Here is a 20359-nt window from a genome sequence, read left to right as displayed (position 1 = left end):
CCTCTATCAATGTAATTCACTCATAAAATCGAGTGATAATTCTTATAAAAAATATTATCATAAAAAAAGAAAAACTAAAAACCCACCCTCAAAAATACAGAAAAAGTACAGACGAAGGCAGATTTTCAGCTTTCCTGTTAAAATCCGCCTTCATAGTCAAATCATTTACGGTGATTCGGTAGAAACTTTCGATCCATATTATCGAGGATATATGAAGGATATATTAGTTTAAGTTAGTTTTTGTTATTGTATCAATATAATAAAAACCTGGTCAAGAGCTAGTTTTTCTCATTAAGCTTTCCCAACCCTTTTGAAAGTGTTTCCATTCCCCATCTTCCGCGTCTCCACGATATATCATTAACTCGTATCCAGCCGTCAATTCACTCATCTCATCTGTAGCGTACACTGCATCCACATAGGCGGCGTACTCCCTTAAGGTTTGCCCCTCCGGCCGAACTAAACCAGCCCGTTTTAATTGTTTCAATAATATTAAATAAGCTGTCGAGAAATGAGCATCGGTTTTCTTTCTATAACGAAGAATCTGCAGAAGAGGAATCCACTTCCTTCTGAGGAAATAACCGATAGAAGCAAAAATCAATCCACCTGATAATGTGATTGCAGACCATTTTAAGAACCCTTCCATGTTCCCAAAACCCGTTTTCACGGAGGATTGAGTTTCCCTATCTGGTGTATCCTGGCGTTCCCTGGCCTCTTTCTTTGTTTGCTCTTCATTAGTCGGGGCTTCTTCAGGGTTCTTGATTGCTTCCTGTTTCAATTCCGAATCGTAAAATTCCACTTCCCCATTGAAACCCTTTGTCGGCTCGAAGGGAATCCAGCCTATTCCTGAAAAATAAACCTCGACCCAGGAATGTGCATTATTATTGGTCACCTTATAAACGGATTCGCCATCAAGGATTGATTTTTCCCCTTCGGTATAGCCCTTTACCCATCTTGCAGGTATATTGGCGGCCCTTAGTAATACGACCATGGCAGTTGAAAAATTATCGCAATACCCTATCTGTGTCTCGAATAAAAATTGATCGACATAATCTTGATTGCTCTCTGGATACGGAATATCGTCCTTGGAATAAATGAATTCAGCTCCGTCAAAATAATCCTCAATGGCTTTTGCTTTATCGTACCAATTCGTTTCATTGCTTGTAAGCCGGGAGGCCAATTCAAATATCCGGTTTGGCAATCCCTCTGGAAGCTGAGTGTTTTTTTCCATTAATAAATCCATGGAATCGTCGGGTTCCGTCACCTTCCTTAACTCAGCTATATCAAAACTTGGCATATCATAAACCAGTTCATACTCTTTCATGGAAAGTCGTTCGCCATTACCCTGTTCGGAAATAAATTTGTCCATCTCCTGATAATATTTGAAATCCTGCCCGTTTTTGCCCTCGATCTTTTTTACATACCCGGACTGCGGATGAAGGATATGTGAATATGATTCTGTCATGGATACTTTTGCGGTCATTTCTTCAGTCCTCACCAATTCAGGAACGTCGTAAATATCTAACGTTGCCCTATCCTGCCCGTTGGAAAAAGTGTGAAATTCTGTTTCCGGTATGGAAACCCACCCTTTACCGGTATAAATATTCTTGTTCTCGACTTTCCAGTAATGTCCTGCAGTAGCATTATTATAAAAAACGATGGAACTATCCGGCTCTATCGAACCGCCAAGATCCGAATCGTCTTCATCATATCCGACACTTTTACGCTTCGAATCACCGTCTTCTTTCACAGCTTTATCAGAATAGGAAGTAATATAAGGCACCGGGTCCGGCCACTGCGGAGAGAGCTTTGGGGCAGCAAAACCGACAAGGACACTTACCAATACCATACCGGTCAGCATCAAGATCCACTTATTGATGGAAGACTTCGGAAACTTAATCCTCTCCTGTATCGTTAGCCGCAGCAGGGAAAGCAAGCCGAGCATCAAAAACCCGATGATGATGATTCTTATCATTGCACTATCCGCCGCATAAGGTGTGAATGTGTCGAGTACTGATATAAAAATCACCGTTAACATAAAAAAGAAAAAGATGCTTTGCCTCACCATCACCCAGTAATGGATCAAATATGTCACAAGCCAAAGAAGGATAAAAAATAGATACGTTCGAAATGGATTTGTGATCAACTCCCAATTCCCATCATATATAAAACCAAGATTGCCCTTAAAATCCGCTAGAAACCCTTTCAGCCATGACAATTGATATAAAGCCTCTTTTGAATGGAGGAACTGTAATGAAATCATTATATATGCACTAATGAGAATAAATCGGATCGACCAATGTATGCGGAAATAATGCAGTAGCAGGGAGTAGAGCAAAAATAAGATAAAAATGATGATATTACCTGTATCGGTGAGTCTATCGACAGGCCTTAACCATTCAGTAATCAACAACAGACCAAATACATACATGAGGACGTGCATGAACTTTTCCAATTTTTCGGTAGTGACATTCATTTCGCCATCACCTCCGATCTGTCAAACTTTAGTTGGCCATGTTCAAAAAAGCTAACCTTTATCCCCCTCGAAACAGCAGAAGAGCTTGACAGCCTTTCCTCATCAGTAAGATCTGCCTGTTTCTTCACGCATAACATCAATCCCTGATTAGGCCGGAAAGCACTCAATATGTCCACCTTTTCTAAGGTTAAGTCTGAAACGATGAATATCACAGCAGCGTTTGCCGGAAGAATTCCCTTCCGGACATTTTCGTTCAATGCGTTTACAACACCCGGCTTTTCTTTAGCAAGCCGGTAAAAAATCTTTCGTTTCTGTTTGTTGCCTGCTGCTGCCGGTATGATTAACCTCGAGCCCCTACTCACATACCCAATTTCCATGCCCTTCTTTAACATGGCATGGGCAAGGGAAGCCGCCATTTCAATGGATTCTTCGAATAAATCCGACGGCTTTTCATCAAGCATGATGAATACATCCCGGTTTTTCTGCACCTCGAATTCCTTCGTCATGATTTCACTCGTCCTGGCAGTCGCCTTCCAGTTAATCCAAGACAATTGATCACCTGGCTGATATTCCCTTACACCGGAGACCACTGAATGTTCCCGTTGTGTTTTCTTTGTTGAAACCACTGCCCCCTGATTGAACACTCGATCAAGATCACTATAGGCAAGCTCGTGATAACGAGGAAAAACGGTTATTTTCAAAGGGGAGCTATAAATCGCTTCCTTTTCGACCAGCCCGAAAAAGTCCCCAATCCAAAAGCGGATCGATTGAAACGAATGCTCTCCCCGCTGCAAGTTTTCCAAGGTATATGACATGCTGAAGGTACGCTTGAATCCCGGAAAGATAATTACTTTCCTTTGTAGTCCCCTATCTTCCATCTCCTGAGGCAATTCCTCCTCTACCACCATAAATAATAGGGGCAGCCGGTTTTTACGCGTAAACGTCAATGCTATCTCAACGGATTCACCAGCTTGGCATTCCCTTTTATTGACCTTTCTCTCAACGGTAAAATCATGCAGCGGATAAAACAGCAGGATCAAAGCGTACACAGAAAACGGCAAAAATGAATAAAAAATGAACCAACTGACAAAACCGCCTTGAAACATTGCATAGCAAAAGGAAACGATCATGAGTAATACAAGTCCGATCACACTCATATTTCCCCTTAGAATGTTGATGAATCTTCGCATTAGGTTACAGCCCGCTTCACAGGCACTTTTGTTGTCGCGACAATTTCATGTATCACCATTCCTGCATCGAAGCCCTCATAATTCGCTTCCGGCTTCAAAATAAGCCGATGGGAAAATACGAATGGCACTAAATATTGAACATCGTCAGGCAGGACATAGTCCCTGCCCTGGATCAGCGCGTAAGCCTGGGCTGCCTTCATCAATGCTATCGATCCACGAGGGCTCACCCCTAAATAGACCCCTTCATGTGAACGTGTTTGATTCGCCAATTCAACAATGTATCGTTTTATTGTGTCATCCACTATCACCGCTTTTACCTCAGCGTGTAATTCTATCAATTCATCCAAGGTGATGACGGATTCCAATTCCTCTAGCGGTGCCGTGTATTGAGCCCTATGAAGAACCTCTATCTCTTCTTCCATACCTGGATAGCCCATTTTCATTTTTAATAGGAATCTATCCAATTGAGCCTCCGGCAGCGGATATGTTCCCTCGTACTCGATTGGATTTTGTGTCGCCATTACAAAAAAGGGCTTCTCCAATCCTCTTGTGACACCATCAATCGTCACACTTGCCTCTTCCATCGCTTCAAGCAATGCAGACTGGGTTTTCGGCGAGGTCCGGTTTATTTCATCGGCTAAAATAATATGGCCCATTATCGGACCTGGCCTAAAGATGAATTCTTGTTCCTTAGGATTGAAGATCGAAACGCCAGTAACATCCGAAGGAAGTAAATCGGGCGTGAATTGAATTCGCTTGAAGCTTGCACCTATTGATTTTGCCAATGCCCTTACCATGACTGTCTTTCCCACACCCGGAACATCCTCCAATAAGACATGTCCGCCGGAAAGGAGTGCTACGATGCTTAGTTCTGCTATATCCCGTTTTCCGATAATCACCTTTTCGATATTCCCCAGAACCATTTCCAGTTTTTGATTGACCTGCTTATAATTCATTCTCTACCTCCCGGGATTCACATTATCACTATTATTTCATGTCTTCTCTATATCACGCATTTTACATTAAGACCCAATTGAACCTTACATTGTAAGTTTACTAGATAACCGGAAAACCATAAACGAATTTGTTCTAAAAATATTATAGTGGCTTACTGAAAAAGGCAGGGTTAACTGTTTACTAAGTGAATATACCAATGATGCCATCCATTTGTTTAATGAAAATGTCCTGTCACGCCATGGACCAAGGATTGGGGAAGCTGTTGAACTCGCAGACTGTACATCCTGACTTGTTCAAATAACTGATAGGATGCGCCAATAAATCTGCACATCGCAGTTTGTAGACAAAAAGGTTTCGGAATTAAAAAATTCCGAAACCCTTTTGAAATTCCAATTTTGGCAGTTAAGAGAATTGGGCCCGGAAAAGCGCATTCAGGAAGACCCCGCAGGCGCAAGCCGAGGGCGGACCGCCCGCGGAAAGCGAGTGCCTGGAGCGGAGATCAACGTCCAAATTGTACAAGCCATAAATAAACGGCAGGCAAACTCCAATAAATCGTCCACCTTTTCATAATTTCCCGCTCCTGTCATCAGGGCAATGAAGCCACGCCCTTCCGATCTGTATATTCTGAGTACACTTCTTTTCTATCTTGTTTATGCTAAAATGAATGCAATCCACTCCTAAGATATAAGAGGTACTGATCATGTATAAAAAATTCTTCATTTTGATCTTCGCAGCCGCCCTACTTTTAGGGCTTATTAAAACCGTTATGGATATGTAGTGAAAATAGCCCGATTCCTGAGGGGAATCGGGCTGTTTTCATTTTCGTTTAACCTCTCCATTCAGCTTCCCCATTTTCGGGATAAGGATAAAAAACAAACAAACGACCAAAAGTGCCAAAACGATGCCGAGCAATATCGTCAGGTCAAAATTAAGCGAAGGCTCTGTTTCTTCTTCGTTTCTCGTTGGAATGCGGACCTCCGAGAATAATCCAAGCTGTTCTGATTTTGAAGCGATGGTATTATTTTGATTCTCCATTACAGGAGACTGAAACAGTGAGTCCTTCACCGAGTCAATGGCATCATATTTCCCTCTTTCAAAAGTGAGGTCTTTTTGTTCTTCAGGCAGTTTCCGCTTCTGTTCCAACAATCCTTCTTCATGGAAATACTCCGTTTGAATATCAATATCGTTTTCTTGATATTCATTGGGCTCCACCATCGGTTCCTCTTCCGCCCCGCCATGAGGTGCATGGCTAAAAAACAGGATGAGCAAGACAGGCATTACGTATTTATTCCACTTCATGGGCCATTGCTCTTCTTTCTGCAAGACGCTTCATTATATATGGAATGACCGTTGCGATAAGCGTCAGTACAATCAAGATGATACTAGCCGGAATGAATGCCGACTGATTACCGAATTGAATGGACATGTATACGTCCGCAACAGGGTGGTCTACATTGAAATTAGGCATGATTAAATCCAATAATGGAATGGTAAAGAAACTGATCAAACCAATCACCAGGATAGCACCGACAAACGGCCCAATCGAGAAGGCAAGTCTGGTAAACGCTGAACAGAAGAATAAAAGCAGGACGGTGAAGACGGTCCATTTAATCTCCTGCATATCTCCCAGTGGATAGATCTTCAAGCCATACATGCTGATGATTAAACCTACGATCAGATTCAATAAGGTAAACAAGGCCGCATGGACCATCATTGGAATGGCTTCATAATGATGCAGGAAGAAACCGATCAATATCCCAGAAATGAGTATGATCACCAACATGACGATCGGTGGGATATTAACCTTTTCCTGATGAAGGACTTCCCCGCTGATTTGTACGGGATTCGCTAAATATTCGTACACATACCCGTTCTCCTGATCATCGACTAGAGTATTGTTCAAGACGCTATATACATCCGTCTTGATTTTTTCGGTTGAGTCAACATTTTGGGACCAATTATCATTAAGCTGATCGGCCCTTTCCTGTACGGACCCCACTTTTGCTTGCAGGTCTGCTGTATCCTTCGTGACCGTTTCCTGTCTTTCCGCTACAGAATTGACAAGCTCGGAAATGAAGCCGACAGTTGTTGCCGTATTGTCTTGAAGTGATACAAACATTTCTCCATCAAGGTTAACTGGCGGTTCGGCCTCCATCTCAGGAACTTCCATATCATCCGACAAATTGGCAGACACTTCTTGAGCCTTGCCAGTAATTGCCGCCAATTCAGCTAAAGTGGCTTTCTGCCCCGTTTCGACGTTAGCATCATATTCTTCCATATAACCCATAATGGATTCCGAGAACATCCCGAAGTTCTCATTGACTCCTGCTAAACTGGCTTTAACGAGTTTCGCTTCTTCATCTACATTTCCGGAAACCCCATTTTTCAAGTTTTCCAATTCTTTTATATTGGCTGCAAATATCTTATCTACATTTGCTTCGGTGACTCTTTCAGCCAATTCACCATAAGATGAGAGTGAACCGTAATAGGCAAGGAGGGTAGTTGAATCCCGATTGGTGATAGGATTCTCGAAGGCCTTCACAAGCACCGCTCGCCTTTCACCCCCCACTTTTTCCAGAAGTGACTGTTCGAGAGTCTTGATTTCTGCGATGGCCTCTTCGATTGTCATACTCTGGATGTCCTGTAATTTTTGAATATCTTCCTGTGACTTTTTCCATTGGTCACCTAAATCCTTATAATTCGTGCCGAGTTCATTATAATCAGCTTGTAATTCCGTAAACTGCGCCAGCAGGTCATTATATGAATCTACCAGTGTATTAAACTCCGTTATCACTTGGTTATAATTCCCCGTTCTGTCGCTTACCGTTCCGCTGAGATTATTGATTTCCGTTTGGAGTTCCGCTGTAAGGATATTGACTTGCTCAGCAGCTTCTTCACTTCCTTCTGCCGGCACCATACTTTCAAGTGCCGTGTTGATCCCATTGATTTGATCCAGCAGTACCTGCAGAGACAGTTCATCAATCGGGTCCTTCTTGTCAGGTGCAGCAGCTGATTCACCTTTTCCCGTTTCCGTTTCAATATCCTCTATAGGCGTCGTTCCTTCACCTATATCCTCCCCATCACCAGAGCTGCTTGCAAGATTTCCTCTTTGCATAAGCAAGGTTGACTGAAGGTTATCAAGACCCGCCTCTTCCGATTGTTTCAATTGTTCAATCGAGCTTTGTTGATCTTGGGTGATTTTCGTAATTTGTTCTACTTGTTTGTCTTTCATGCTTGTTGAAAATTGTTCCAATTCATTACTGCTGGAATCAAGTTTCTGCTGCATGATTCCAACATTTTCTCTAATGCCTTGATCATTAAGGCTGTATTTCGTATTCATCCCTTGCTGAATCTCTGGTATAGATTGATTCCCCTCATTCAGCACCTTGTCGTATGACTGCACACTCTCCATGACAAGCTGCTGATTTTGGGCAGAGGCCTTCTCAAAAAGGATACTTTGAGCTTTTTGATATTCCTCAAAAGAAACAACATCTTTCACAAATGAAGCCATTTGAGTCTTCGTGTTCCCTATTTCATCAATTGTTTCAGTACTTGTTTTGCCAGCATCTTTCGTCTCGGCAAAAACTCCTTCAAGCATGTCCTTATGCTGCTTGATTTCGCCTGCAAGACTTTCCGAGCTTGGAGTATAAAACTCATACATCGTGTTTTGAAAAGCGATTTCTTTAGCAAGGACATTATCGAACTTCTTACGGATGTCCTCGACTGATTGGGAAACATAGCTCCAATACTGTGTTGAAATATGCTTATTCATTTTGCTCTTTGTTTTCTCTAATTCCTTTTGTACCTTTTCCATGTTCTCTGCATTCAAACTGGGTTGTACCTTGTACTTTATCCCCGCCTTGACAGGCTGTTCATCATCGAACGTATAAATATTCTCTGAAAAATCGGATGGAAAATATATGACTGCATCATACTTTTCATTTGCAAGTCCACTTTCCGCCGTACTTCTATTTACCACAAACCACTCATATTCAGAATCCTTGTCCAGTGTAGTAACAAGCTCTGAGCCCATGTAAATGGGGTTATTGTTAAATTCTGTCCCATTATCTTCATTTACAATGGCGATTTCGCGAGAAGCCGTTTCCGTCTTTTTCATTGGATTTTGGCCAATATAAGAAAAAAACAAGATTGGCAGCGCTAAGATCACCAGTATTTTACCGATTAACAGCATCGGTTTTATTTTTTCAGACACTCTCTTGCACTCTCCTTCGTTCTTCACTTAGCGGAATTTGGATTTTACACTCCTGGCCATTCAGCACAAAGTATCCGTAACCCGGCTGTATTTCTTCTTCTTTTCTGGAATAGGAGAGGGTGTACAAGCTTTGGTCCGATTTTTTAAGAAGCAAAACAGCCTGTCTGACTTGTTTCAGTTCGGTTGTCAACGAATCATACCCCTTCGTGAAGTCGTTGGCATTTCCAGCGACAATCAGACTAAACCCGAGATGGCTGTATTGTTTCATCAAACTGCTGATCCTATCCTGAATCCTGCCGTCTATCGTTTGTTGGATCCTTGAAATGCTATCTATGACAAATATGACCGGTGGGAATTCCAGTTGCTTCATCGGTTTCAATTCCAATGCAGCAAGATAACTTTGCTCACGTTCTTCAAATATTCCAGTGATATGATCGAGCCATTCGGTTATCCGCTCTTTTGTTTCCACATAGCTCACCTTCTCCTCAAAAGCATAAGAAGATAGGCCTCGATCCACTCCGTCAAATAATCCAATTTCGCCGACTGCCTGTGTAAGCAACGATTCCAGCAGCACTTTAAGGACATTCGTTTTCCCTTTACGTGACTGTCCTACGACAAGCAGGAATGGATTGGCATTCAACTCCACGAATACAGGTGTAACGCTTTCCTCTGAAAGCCCGATTGGAATGGTATCCTTCTTAATGGTTTGTGAGCAGTAACTCTTGAAACTGCTGGAATCAAGTCGTGCCGGTAACATCCGAATCGCCGGCGGTTTGTCCATTTCCTTATATTTAACCTTATGTTCTGCCACAGCTTGTTTCATTTCTTCCAAAACGGCTATATCATCCGCTCCATCGGCTGGTAAGTAAATCTGGGTGAGATAGGTTTGGTCCTTTTTCACCAATGCCCTGCCAGGAACAGGTTCATTTTCATAAGGGGTTCTCCCCAAAACTGAATATTTTTCCGAACTGTCCATTAAGTAATGGACGACCTTCGTCTTAAGGCTATTCATTAACGGCTGGCGAATCGCATTGATTCTCGTTGCCGTTAAAATGATGAAGATTCCAAGTGATTGTCCATCACGTGCAAACTGAACGAATTGGGCTTCCTGATCCTGCATCTCATCCTTCACTATGTCAAAATTGTCGACCACGATATAAATAATCGGCAATTTATCTTCCACCAATGCATTATAAAGCTTTATATTACTAAGCTCCTTTTCTGAAAAAAGCTGTTTACGCCTTTCCATTTCCGCCTTCATGAATAACATGAATTTTTCGATTTTCCTTAACTCATCGAACCTAAAGTATTCCCCAGTATGAGGCAGCTGGCGCATTGGCAGTAAAGCGCTATTCCCGAAGTCGAAAATATAATAATGCAGTTCTTCAGGACTGAATTGATCTGCAAAACTAAAGAGAAGTGTCAAAACGGTGGTTGACTTGCCGTACCCGGAAGAACCAAAAACCCCTATATTCCCATCATCAATCCAGTTATAGACATAATTGGTCTGGCTTTGCAATTCGGGCTCATCCTTCATTCCCAGGTGGAATTGATTCATCGTCAGGCTTCTTTCAGGGTTTCTTGATAAACGATCTGAAAGAGGCGGCAGCCATGGGCTTGCCAACTTCTTAATCTCCATTTCTTCCTGTATCGCCACAATTCGATCCGCCACGGCTTCAATTTCACTAATCTTTTCTTTCCTCTTATTAGTGACCTGTTCCGATACATTTGAGATTTGAACAAGACCGAGGTCTGTGACAAGTGCCACTTCATCCTCAGATCCAACCGTATCCTCTAAATATGGGGCACCGCTCCATGCAGACTGGAACAATTCATAAACCTCGTTATTTCCAACCTGCAAATATCCCCGTCCAGTGACAGTAATATTTGCTGCATCGCTATTTTTAAGAATTTCCTTACTATCACTGGCATCCTGCACTTTCAAGGAAATTTTAAAACGGGCATTGCTCCAAATCTGGTTATCAATTACACCGCCCGGCTTTTGTGTAGCAAGAATTAAATGTACTCCCAAGCTCCGTCCAATTCGCGCCGTACTCACTAATTCGCGGATGAAATCGGGTTCTTCATTTTTAAGTTCCGCAAACTCATCTGATATCAAAAATAGGTGCGGTAACGGTTCATCCGCTTTGCCTTCTTTGTATAGGTCCGTGTAATCGTTGATATGATTGACTTCGTATCGATCAAACATGCGCTGGCGCTTCTTCAATTCACTATTGATGGATGCTAGTGCCCTGGCACTGAAGTTCTTGCTTCCCTCAATATTCGTAATGACTCCCAGCAGATGCGGAATCTGCCTGAATGGCTGTGCCATTCCCCCGCCTTTATAATCAATGAGCAAAAAGGCAACTTCATGCGGATGATAATGAACGGCTAATGATAGGATATAGGTTTGCAGTAATTCACTTTTCCCCGATCCTGTCGTTCCGGCAACCAATCCATGGGGGCCATGCGCCTTTTCATGCAAGTTCAATTCAACCCTATCCGTTTTCCCTTTCAATCCAATCGGAACTGCCAAGGATTTGGAAGACAGATTGGTCCGCCAGTTTTGGCTGATAGGCAGATCTTCCACTTCACGAGCTTTCAATAATTCAAGGAATGAAACGGTTTCTGGTATGGAATTGTTCATGCCTTTTTGATGATCTAATGAACGGAGCGTACGTGCATAACGCTCATTTCCTTCTTTTGAATGTGCGTCAAGTTTAAAGGGAGTATGAACGGCCTTCGTTTGCTGGATGAGAATCTCACCCTCAAAATCATTGATGTACTTAACAAGCGTATGGACATTTTCCGTCAAACTTTCTTTTGCATCCGCTGCAAAAATCGTCGAGATGCCTAAATCGTCCGTTTTGCCTTCTAAATATTCCAATATGACATGCTCAGCAATTAAATTACGATCCGTGACAATAAAGACAAAGTGGGGAGTGAATCTCACTTTCCCTTTGTTCTCATCCAAATCTCTTTCCCTCAATAGCTGATAAATCGAGGTCAGGAGCTGGTCACGTGATTGCTCATTATATATGAATCCTTTTGCATAGGCATGCGGCAATTGAAAATGAGGGAGCCATTTCATCCATTCCCATTCCTGATAATCCTTTTCCGGAAAGATGGCGACAAATCGAACATCATGATAACTATGAAAAAAGGCCAGTTGCCCAATCAATTGCTGCAGCTCCCGTTTAACAATCGATTCCTTTCCGACCAGGCCCATCGATCCGTTTGATAAATCGATCGATAATGGAAGATCTTCCAAGTTTTTGTACACATCCACAAGTTCCTGCGACTGCTCAAGTAAATCATCTATATCCCGATTGGACATATCGCTACTATTTACCGACACCTGATAACTTGAGGGTATGGTCGCCGTTCCGATCTTAAAGTGCAGGGCATCTTCACTTTCCAGAGTTCGTTCCCATATACGATCGCTAATACTATCAGTTAGAAGCTTCATCTTTTCAAAGGAGGGGTAATGATAGAACAGCACATTCTTTTGTTTTTCAGACAGCTCTTGAAGTTCTTCCCTCTTCTGCTCTAGATACCTGGTATATACACGTTGGCGTTTTTCTTCTCTGAATTTTTGCTTCTTTTTGTCTTTAAAGTATTGTACCGTCGAGGTAACTAAAGTCGTCGTGAACATCACAATAGATATGATGATGAAAATGCCCCGCGGCTGAATGACCGTGATGACCCCCATGACGATCAGCATCATTAAGGGCGGCATAAGGATTAACCATAACCCTCTATTATTATCTTCCGCTTCTTGGCTCGGAAAAGATATCGTCACTTTCTCATCCGGCAATTCGTAGATCATCCTTGGTGTCCGGCGATACTGTGGATAGTTTTTTTTCATTTCAGAGATTGGCTTCTTCATTTTAGCTAATGATGTTTCATAACTTTCGGCGCTATGAATCATCAATAAGTCGCCTTCAATCAACCTCAGCACCATATGCGGCCAGCAAACCAGATCACCATTTTGGATGGGAACAGCCTTCGTTACCCTTTCACCATTCAGGAATATCCTGCCATTCCCCACTGGCATGAGGTGCCACTGCCCTTTATGCAGCACAAGGGAAAAGTCATTGCCGGAAACGGGTCCTTCTTTACGAATGGTCGCTCCCGCCTTGTCCGATAAAGTGATTTCTTTCAAGTTGCCTATATAATAGAGGCTTTCTTCCAATTCCCCCGACGTATAAAAAATCTCGACCGTTTCTTCTCCTTCTTGAAAGGTGAAGCTATGGAATGGCTTTACATCGCCAAGCTTCTTGGCCTCTCTAAACACCTCATATTCATCAAGTCCCTCATGTTTTTTCAGCTTGATAGGACCTTGTTCAAAAGGAATGGAATAAACGGTGATCGTATCCTGTTTTGATGGCCCAATCGAAATTGGACCGTTATGATTATCCTTGATCGTAAAGGATTGGTAGGTCCCACTAGAATAAATCCATAATAAACTCATTAAATCTCACCTCCGCAAAAGGCCCATTGCTCACTCTTTGCTTTTCTCTTTTTCTTCAGTTGATTTTTTGGAGGAATCCTTACTTTCTTCTTTTCCCCCAGAAGCAGGTTCGTTTTCCGCTTCATCTTTTACAGCAGGTTTTGCTTCCGCTGCGCCTTTATCCTCTATATTCGGGTCTGTTGCAGCAGGGTTCTGATCTTGCTGTTCCTCCATTTGCTTATCCAATTCCTTTTTTTCCTTTTCATATTGGGACAGCTCGGTATCGACTTCTTTAATTTGCGTTTCCTTTTCTTCCCCAGATAGGCTATCGTCCAACTTAATCTGTTCTTTCTGGTTTACCAGCCCGTACATAATCAATTCGCGATCCTCCATGATTCTCGCCAAATCGATCGCTTCCTCGCTCATGCCCCTGCCTATATAAATCCAATATAGGAGATACTGACTATCCGTTTGCAATGAGATTGCATTTTCCACATTTTTCCTAGCTACGCCCTCCAACGGTTCATAAGTGACGTAGGACTTCGCCAGTTCATATTGAACGACATATGGCATCTTTTTCGGATCGTAGTTTTCCAAACGGTCAATGACTTCACTGTATTTTTGTTTTAAGAAGCTTTCACCGCTTTCTACATATGCATCCTGCTTAGGTTGGGAGAAGAATAGTGTGTAAATCGCAAACAATAGCAGTGGCACGAGAACGATCACCGTACCCCAAAGCGTATAACGGCCCGTTTTCCATTTCTTTTCAGGGATATGTACAAATGCTTTTTCTTCCTTCTCTAGAGCTTCTATCCGGTTTTGAATGACCGTGGAAAGTTCATCCCAGCTCCCCGATGACAATATACTTTGTGATTCGTTCGATAGTTTCAGTGTTTTATGGTAAAGCAGATACTCTTCGAATGTATGCTGCCCATCCACAAGCGCCGAAATCGTTGCCTTCGTTTCTTTAAATAACTCATCTTGATTATGCTCATAAGGAGGCAAACTGTCTTTTACGCCATAATGCAGGAAATATGGGGTCAAGCTTGAATCAAAAACGATATTTTCCGGACAAACGACTAGTTGCAGGCGATTCAATTCATGATTCCTTATTTTCTTTTGGATTTGATAAGACGATAACCATTTACTCAATGGATTTTTATCTTTAGCTTTGGAAAAAACAAAAAAAGAGGCTGGTGGATTTACTCTGATCTTCACCTCGTCCTCTGTCACCTCTATATGTTTCTGGAGAGCATCATCCGCTTCATGAATAAGCTGTAATTCCAGTGGGTCCTGCATCGATAGTTTTGCCCGTTGGAAAACGAACGAATGCCCCTTATCATCCTTCATCATTGCAGCTTCTGTTTTTTTCTCCAGATATGGTTTCTCATCCATTTTATGTAACTCCTTTACCCCTGCTAAAGGGCTTTAGACTTTTTTCCTATAAAGAGTCCACACCTATCCATTAGAGGATCTCAAGGCGGTCCCCCGTCGTAATTCCGCTATCAAGCAGGGTTTCATAACCTGAACATACGAACTCTTTATTCTGGACCCGCACCCAATAGCCTTCTTTAGGTGCACTGGCAATATCTTTTACCTGCCATATTATCTCCACAACCTTCTTGATGGAGCGGTAATTTGACACTTGCAAATCAAATACTTCCCCTGTATACCTGTTTAAATCGATCGTTAGTTGAATATATATGGAATCCACCTCTTTTAAAGCAAAAAAGCACCACGATCTTCAAAAAGAGTCGCGGCGCTTTTTCCTAGAAATTCTTTTTCTCATTTACCTAATGATTATCCGCGAATTTGACTAGCAATCTGATTATCTGTGTCTTCAAGGATTTGAGCTGATTTATTCAATTGTTGAGAAACTTCATTCAACAAGCGAGCCATATCCATGAATGAAGGCTTTAATTCTTCGTACTGACCTACGAAAGCCTCACTGGAGGAACCTTCCCAAATACCAGTTAAATGATCTCTCATTCTATCTAAACGACCAATCATATCCGTTACTTGTTGGCTCTCATTATCATATTGTCTAGCTACATCTTTCAGTTCCGAAGGTGTTACGCGAATTTGTGACATAGAAAAAATCCTCCTTTTATCTTATATAGTACATTTTAATAGAACCATACATTTTCTGCCATATAAATAAGCGCAAAGTCGAAAAATGGTAAATTATAATTATGCAAAAAAACCTAAATATGGCATTATGAAAGTCTATGTACCTGTTTTCCCAAACCTTTAAACCCATTTTTTAATTAAATTTTAATATTTTACTTTTTTATGGTAAAAAAAGTACTTTATACCCAATACTTCTGAACCATTATCCATTAATATGGTTTTCACCATAATAATAGTGACTTTCAACTTTCTTTTCTACGAAATTAATCAAACGTTTGATTAAAGTCTGAAAAGCAATTTTTATGATTGATTGAATATAAACCATTTACAAAACATAATGAATGGAGGACCTTTTTTACCATGCTACTTTCAACTTTATTTGGACAGGTATCCTTGTCATATAGCGGGAATCGATATATCCAACAGAAACAGGCCAGCTCTTGCCAATGATTTTTTTGGAATATCCTTTATGTTACATTCATGATTCAATTACGTTGCTTAATCATATAACCCGTTCCAAAAAGTGTTTCAAAAACCGCTCACTTTCTACATTCGTACAGACACGGATTCTAGGTTCGCCATCCTTTTGACCGATTGTCCTGCCTGCTTCTTCACCCTCGGTCACCACCTTGACGTTCATCCATTCTGTCCTGACAAAACTTGAATCAATCGCAACCCCGACTGCAAGTGGATCATGAAGGGCGCAACCACCCAAACCTGGATGGGAGTTTTCATATGCTTTCATATAATAATCGGTCATTTCCGCTAAAAATTCGGCGCTTTCCTCACCAGTGGCACGCCAATCATCAAGCTTCGATTTCAGTAGGTATGTTTGCAGCGTCACATCAAGTCCCACTAGGGTGATCGGCAGTCCTGAAGTCAATACCTGATGTGCCGCTTCAGGATCTGATATTATGTTCGCTTCAGCATAAGGTGTTACATTCCCTGGTACGTTTACGGCACCGCCCATAATTACGACCTCTTTTACAAGCGACATGATCATCGGCGCTTTATTGATCGCCAATGCGATGTTAGTCAGTGGCCCAACTGCAATGATCGTAATTTCATGCGGTCGGCTTTGCACTTGATCGATAATGAAATCTGCTGCATTTCCTTGTGATGCTTTGATGGTTGGTTTAAACCGAAGGGTATTTCCTAAGCCGTCTTCCCCATGAACATGCTTGGGATACCGCTTCTTCCTTCCGCGCACCAAAGTTTGGTCAGCACCTTCATATACCGGTATGCGCCTATTTAATTTCTCCAAGACGGCAAGTGTATTACGGGTCGAATCAACAACGGGCACGTTACCAAAGCAAGTGGTGAATCCCAGCACTTCCAATTCAGGGGAATTTAAAGCATATGCCATCGCCATGGCATCATCTATCCCCGTATCTACATCAAATATGATTGGTTTCAATATTTCCACACCTTCCAAAATCACTTTTTGCTTTAACAACTCATTGCTTCTCTTATCTCTTCCTTATGTATAAAGAAACACTGTTTTCCAACTGAATTTTAACATTCAACGATAGCCCAGTTCCACAGAAATTTAGGAATACTCATAATTCACAAACAAATGACAAGTACAGTCGGAACTTGTATCTACCAGTAAAAATAGTTGACCGCCCATAAATATCAATGATATAAAAAGTGAAAAGAAGAAGTTGCGCCACGAATTAGTTATGAATACATGCGTTACGAATTTATGATATCCAAGGTGGAAAAAGGATGAAAATATTTAAGTTGATTGAAGATGTTCCATCTGCGTATAAAAAAGGGACAAAATTCTTTTTAATATCGCATTCTGAATTCATTGGCGTGAAAAGTTATGTATTACTGGCAGAAGATTTAAAAGGAAAGATCGAAGTAACGGAAGAGGAATTGAGGAGTAAATTCGTTACCATCCATTGATGTTTAGTATTATAAAGCTCAGCACCCCATCAAAATTAAAAACGAGGGAATTTCATTTCAGAAATTCCCTCGTTTTTTCTTATTGTTTTAAATCTTCAATTGAATCAATATCGACGTAATCCGGTACGACCAGACCAAGTTTTGTTCCTTTTAAGTTTGGTCCAAGGTCAACCATGTCATCTTTATACTTATTATAGTATTCAAGATGTGTTCCCGGAAGCCATGCAGCCACCATAGCGTCCGCACTTCCGTTTGCAACGCCAGCAAACATTGGCCCCACTTCAACCTGGCTTAATGTTACATCATAGCCATTCTGCTCCAGTACCTTGCTAATCACATTTGTACTGGCAATTTCAGTGTCCCAGGCAACATAAACCAGTTTGATCTTTTCACCATTTCCTGATTGTGCTCCTTGGGTCCATTTGGACACTTTGTCCTGATTTTTCTTTATCCATTCTTCTGCTGCTTCTGAAGGAGACATCCCATCAGCAACCTTGACCATTACATCTTCCATATCTTTTGTTTCCCAGTAGAATTGATCAAGAATTTTATAGGCACCTGGCGCATCCTGTTCAAGTCCTTTTCTGGCAATGGAATTGATGTTTTCAGCCTTGCCGAAGGATCCATTCGGATCTTCGAGATATTTCAAGTCATATGTCGAGAACATCCAATGCGGTGACCAGCCAGTAACGACGATTGGTTCTTTTTTATCAATTGCTTTTTTCAATTCTGCAACCATCGCTGCCGATGACCCTTCAACCACGTTCCAATCATCCAGCTTATAATCATCTATAGCCGATTTAGTCAGCTTCATTATTCCTGCTCCAGGTTCAATTCCGATGATTTCAAAATTGGCTTTGGCAGCAAAACTGTTTTCATCCCCATTTTCTGCTTTTTCTTTTGTAAAAGTACCGAATAGCGCAGTACCCACAACTAGTAAGGCCAATATTGTAAAAATGATTTTCCTGCTAACGATATGCTCGTAAGCTGGTTTACGAAGGTTTTGAGTGATACGATCGAGTATGATTGCAATGATTACGATGGATAATCCTGCTTCAAATCCTTGCCCCACATTAATTTGGCTGACTGCCCTGTAGACATCCGCCCCAAGTCCGGGTGCTCCAACCAATGAAGCTGTAACTACCATGGATAGTGCCAGCATGATGCTTTGGTTAACTCCTGCCATAATCGTTGGAGTAGCCAACGGTATTTGTACCTTGAATAACTTTTGGCTGGTGGTTGAACCAAAAGCATCCGATGCTTCGATCAAATCATTAGGCACTTCCTGAATCCCAAGATTGGTCATACGGATTGTCGGTGCAATCGCGAAAATGAATGACGCGATGATTCCAGGCACTACCCCTATTCCAAAGAATAAAATCGAAGGAATCAAATAAACGAAGGCAGGCATCGTTTGCATGAAATCCAAGATCGGGGTAACGATATTGCGCACGGTTTTATTTTGGGCACACCATATTCCGATTGGTATCCCGATCAATATGGTGAGGAATCCTGACAAAATAACGATCGCCAGTGTTTGGATGCTTGATTCCCAATAACCAAGATTATCAATCAATAGTAAGCTGATTAATGTAAATAATCCCAATGTCCATTTGCTTGTATAGGTAACCAAAAGGGTCAGGACGATGATTAAAATGATCGAAGGTCCTGCACTCATTACATCGACCAGGATATCCAGTAGTCCCTCGATCACATTCGTAATAAGTGTAAATAATCCAGCAAATACAATGGTAATCCAATCCACTAAAGAATCGACCCATGCTCCTAGTGGGATTTTCGGCATATTCATTGAATTATTCACTCTCCATTTCATTCAAGGAATCTTTATTTCCGGCCAAAGCACCGATGACGGCACCGCGAAGAAGAATTCCTTTAATTCTGTTCTGATCATCGATCACTGAGATCGGCAAGCTTGAAGTCGCCATCACATCCATGAGGTTTCCAAGTAATTCATCCTCTTTTACAGTTGGGATATCAGTTGTCATCACTTCAGAAATCGATTGATCATTGCTCATTGCCTGCCGTGCCTGTTCAGCAGTCACGGCCCCCAATAACTTCTGCTTCCTATCCACAACGAAAATGCTGGAATACCCTTGTTTGCGCATGATTTCCAAGGCAACCCTCGGGCCTCTGTCCACCGCAATCTTCTCTGGGCGTATCATCACATGAGACGCTGTCAATACTTTTGACAGATCAACATCTTCCACAAACTTCTCGACGAATTCATTGGCTGGATTCATCATGATTTGTTCAGGGGTACCCAATTGAATGACGCTTCCATCTTTCATAAGGGCAATTCTATCCCCGATTCTTAATGCTTCATCAAGATCATGGGTAATGAAAATGATCGTTTTTTTGTACTGATCTTGGATTTGAATCAGTTCATCCTGCATATCCTTACGAATCAATGGATCAAGGGCACTGAAGGCTTCATCCATCAGTAGGATATCCGTATCACTGGCGAGTGCCCGTGCTAACCCAACCCTCTGCTGCATACCGCCGCTAAGCTGTGATGGCAGCTGATTTTCGTAGCCTTTCAATCCAACGGCCTCAAGAGCCTTCATCGCATTTTCATGACGTTTCGCTGGATCTACTTTTTGAATTTCGAGCCCGAATTCAGCGTTTTCCAATATCGTTTTATGCGGGAATAAAGCAAAGTTCTGAAATACCATGCTTATTTTCTTTTGTCTGACTTCCCTTAACCGGGCAGCGTTCATCTTCACGATATCCTCGTCATCAATTAAGATTTCACCCAAAGTGGGATCGATCAAACGATTGAACATGCGGATCAAAGTTGATTTCCCGCTTCCGGATAGGCCCATGATGACAAAAATCTCGCCAGGATAAATCTCGAAATTAACATTATTCACTCCGACCGTTTGTCCCGTTTCTTTCAAGATTTCCTTTTTCGTTTTGCCTTGCTTCAATAAGTCTGTTGCTGCTTTTGGAGATTTGCCAAAAATTTTCGAGACATTTCTGACTTCTACATACGGCTTCATCAAGTCACCTCA

General features: G+C 41.8%; 13 protein-coding genes and 1 riboswitch. Of the genes, 1 reads left to right on the top strand and 12 read right to left on the bottom strand.

Features of this window, described 5'->3' with window-relative positions:
• Positions 1-133: 133 nt before the first annotated feature.
• Positions 134-235, bottom strand: a riboswitch (purine riboswitch).
• A 36-nt stretch (positions 236-271) separates the two neighbouring features.
• From ACFX4H_RS23120 to ACFX4H_RS23075, 10 genes are all read right to left on the bottom strand, one after another.
• Positions 272-2473 carry a DUF4129 domain-containing transglutaminase family protein gene (locus tag ACFX4H_RS23120; protein ID WP_377436336.1) on the bottom strand — a complete coding sequence of 734 codons (2202 nt, stop codon included), beginning with the start codon at positions 2471-2473 and terminating at the stop codon, positions 272-274.
• Complete coding sequence (locus tag ACFX4H_RS23115; RefSeq protein ID WP_377436335.1) at positions 2470-3630, bottom strand: DUF58 domain-containing protein; 1161 nt, start codon at positions 3628-3630, stop codon at positions 2470-2472. The genes ACFX4H_RS23120 and ACFX4H_RS23115 overlap by 4 nt, the downstream gene beginning before the upstream one ends.
• Before the next feature lie 32 nt (positions 3631-3662).
• On the bottom strand, positions 3663-4619 hold the full coding sequence (locus ACFX4H_RS23110; RefSeq protein ID WP_377436334.1) for an AAA family ATPase: 957 nt from the start codon (positions 4617-4619) through the stop codon (positions 3663-3665).
• A gap of 817 nt (positions 4620-5436) precedes the next feature.
• Positions 5437-5919 carry a type VII secretion protein EssA gene (essA, locus tag ACFX4H_RS23105; protein WP_052137216.1) on the bottom strand — a complete coding sequence of 161 codons (483 nt, stop codon included), beginning with the start codon at positions 5917-5919 and terminating at the stop codon, positions 5437-5439.
• Positions 5906-8833 (bottom strand): type VII secretion protein EsaA, encoded by a 2928-nt coding sequence (gene esaA, locus ACFX4H_RS23100; RefSeq protein ID WP_034306166.1) that lies wholly within the window; start codon positions 8831-8833, stop codon positions 5906-5908. The genes essA and esaA overlap by 14 nt, the downstream gene beginning before the upstream one ends.
• Positions 8826-13307 carry a type VII secretion protein EssC gene (essC, locus tag ACFX4H_RS23095; RefSeq protein ID WP_377436333.1) on the bottom strand — a complete coding sequence of 1494 codons (4482 nt, stop codon included), beginning with the start codon at positions 13305-13307 and terminating at the stop codon, positions 8826-8828. Before essC ends, esaA begins: the two co-directional genes overlap by 8 nt.
• Positions 13308-13337: 30 nt before the next feature.
• On the bottom strand, positions 13338-14681 hold the full coding sequence (gene essB / locus ACFX4H_RS23090; RefSeq protein WP_328137428.1) for a type VII secretion protein EssB: 1344 nt from the start codon (positions 14679-14681) through the stop codon (positions 13338-13340).
• 70 nt (positions 14682-14751) lie between these two features.
• Positions 14752-14991: an ESX secretion system protein YukD gene (yukD, locus tag ACFX4H_RS23085; protein WP_053537134.1), complete on the bottom strand. Its 240-nt coding sequence runs from the start codon at positions 14989-14991 to the stop codon at positions 14752-14754.
• A 95-nt stretch (positions 14992-15086) separates the two neighbouring features.
• On the bottom strand, positions 15087-15377 hold the full coding sequence (locus ACFX4H_RS23080; protein ID WP_034306171.1) for a WXG100 family type VII secretion target: 291 nt from the start codon (positions 15375-15377) through the stop codon (positions 15087-15089).
• Positions 15378-15918: 541 nt separating this feature from the next.
• Positions 15919-16833 carry a nucleoside hydrolase gene (locus ACFX4H_RS23075; RefSeq protein ID WP_377436341.1) on the bottom strand — a complete coding sequence of 305 codons (915 nt, stop codon included), beginning with the start codon at positions 16831-16833 and terminating at the stop codon, positions 15919-15921.
• A 311-nt stretch (positions 16834-17144) separates the two neighbouring features.
• Here ACFX4H_RS23075 and ACFX4H_RS23070 point away from each other — a divergent pair, with 311 nt between their 5' ends.
• A complete protein-coding gene (locus ACFX4H_RS23070; protein ID WP_377436332.1) occupies positions 17145-17327 on the top strand; it encodes a hypothetical protein in 183 nt (60 codons plus the stop codon).
• 79 nt (positions 17328-17406) lie between these two features.
• On the opposite strand, the gene ACFX4H_RS23065 is transcribed toward ACFX4H_RS23070, so the two are convergent.
• Positions 17407-19137: a glycine betaine ABC transporter substrate-binding protein gene (locus ACFX4H_RS23065; RefSeq protein WP_034306175.1), complete on the bottom strand. Its 1731-nt coding sequence runs from the start codon at positions 19135-19137 to the stop codon at positions 17407-17409.
• A 4-nt stretch (positions 19138-19141) separates the two neighbouring features.
• On the bottom strand, positions 19142-20347 hold the full coding sequence (locus tag ACFX4H_RS23060; RefSeq protein WP_034306177.1) for a quaternary amine ABC transporter ATP-binding protein: 1206 nt from the start codon (positions 20345-20347) through the stop codon (positions 19142-19144).
• Positions 20348-20359: the final 12 nt, after the last annotated feature.

It is taken from the genome of Peribacillus sp. YIM B13477 (genome assembly GCF_042787955.1).
Lineage (GTDB): Bacteria > Bacillota > Bacilli > Bacillales > DSM-1321 > Peribacillus > Peribacillus frigoritolerans.
The sequence above is the reverse complement of the archived record's forward strand: the minus strand, read 5'-3'. Positions and strand labels throughout refer to the sequence as shown.

Excerpts from the sequence above, each read along its gene's own strand:
- ACFX4H_RS23120 (WP_377436336.1), bottom strand. The coding sequence starts at position 2,473 with ATGAATGTCACTACCGAAAAATTGGAAAAGTTCATGCACGTCCTCATG.
- ACFX4H_RS23115 (WP_377436335.1), bottom strand. The coding sequence starts at position 3,630 with ATGAGTGTGATCGGACTTGTATTACTCATGATCGTTTCCTTTTGCTAT.
- ACFX4H_RS23110 (WP_377436334.1), bottom strand. The coding sequence starts at position 4,619 with ATGAATTATAAGCAGGTCAATCAAAAACTGGAAATGGTTCTGGGGAAT.
- essA (WP_052137216.1), bottom strand. The coding sequence starts at position 5,919 with ATGAAGTGGAATAAATACGTAATGCCTGTCTTGCTCATCCTGTTTTTT.
- essC (WP_377436333.1), bottom strand. The coding sequence starts at position 13,307 with ATGAGTTTATTATGGATTTATTCTAGTGGGACCTACCAATCCTTTACG.
- essB (WP_328137428.1), bottom strand. The coding sequence starts at position 14,681 with ATGGATGAGAAACCATATCTGGAGAAAAAAACAGAAGCTGCAATGATG.
- ACFX4H_RS23080 (WP_034306171.1), bottom strand. The coding sequence starts at position 15,377 with ATGTCACAAATTCGCGTAACACCTTCGGAACTGAAAGATGTAGCTAGA.
- ACFX4H_RS23070 (WP_377436332.1), top strand. The coding sequence starts at position 17,145 with ATGAAAATATTTAAGTTGATTGAAGATGTTCCATCTGCGTATAAAAAA.
- ACFX4H_RS23065 (WP_034306175.1), bottom strand. The coding sequence starts at position 19,137 with ATGAATATGCCGAAAATCCCACTAGGAGCATGGGTCGATTCTTTAGTG.
- ACFX4H_RS23060 (WP_034306177.1), bottom strand. The coding sequence starts at position 20,347 with ATGAAGCCGTATGTAGAAGTCAGAAATGTCTCGAAAATTTTTGGCAAA.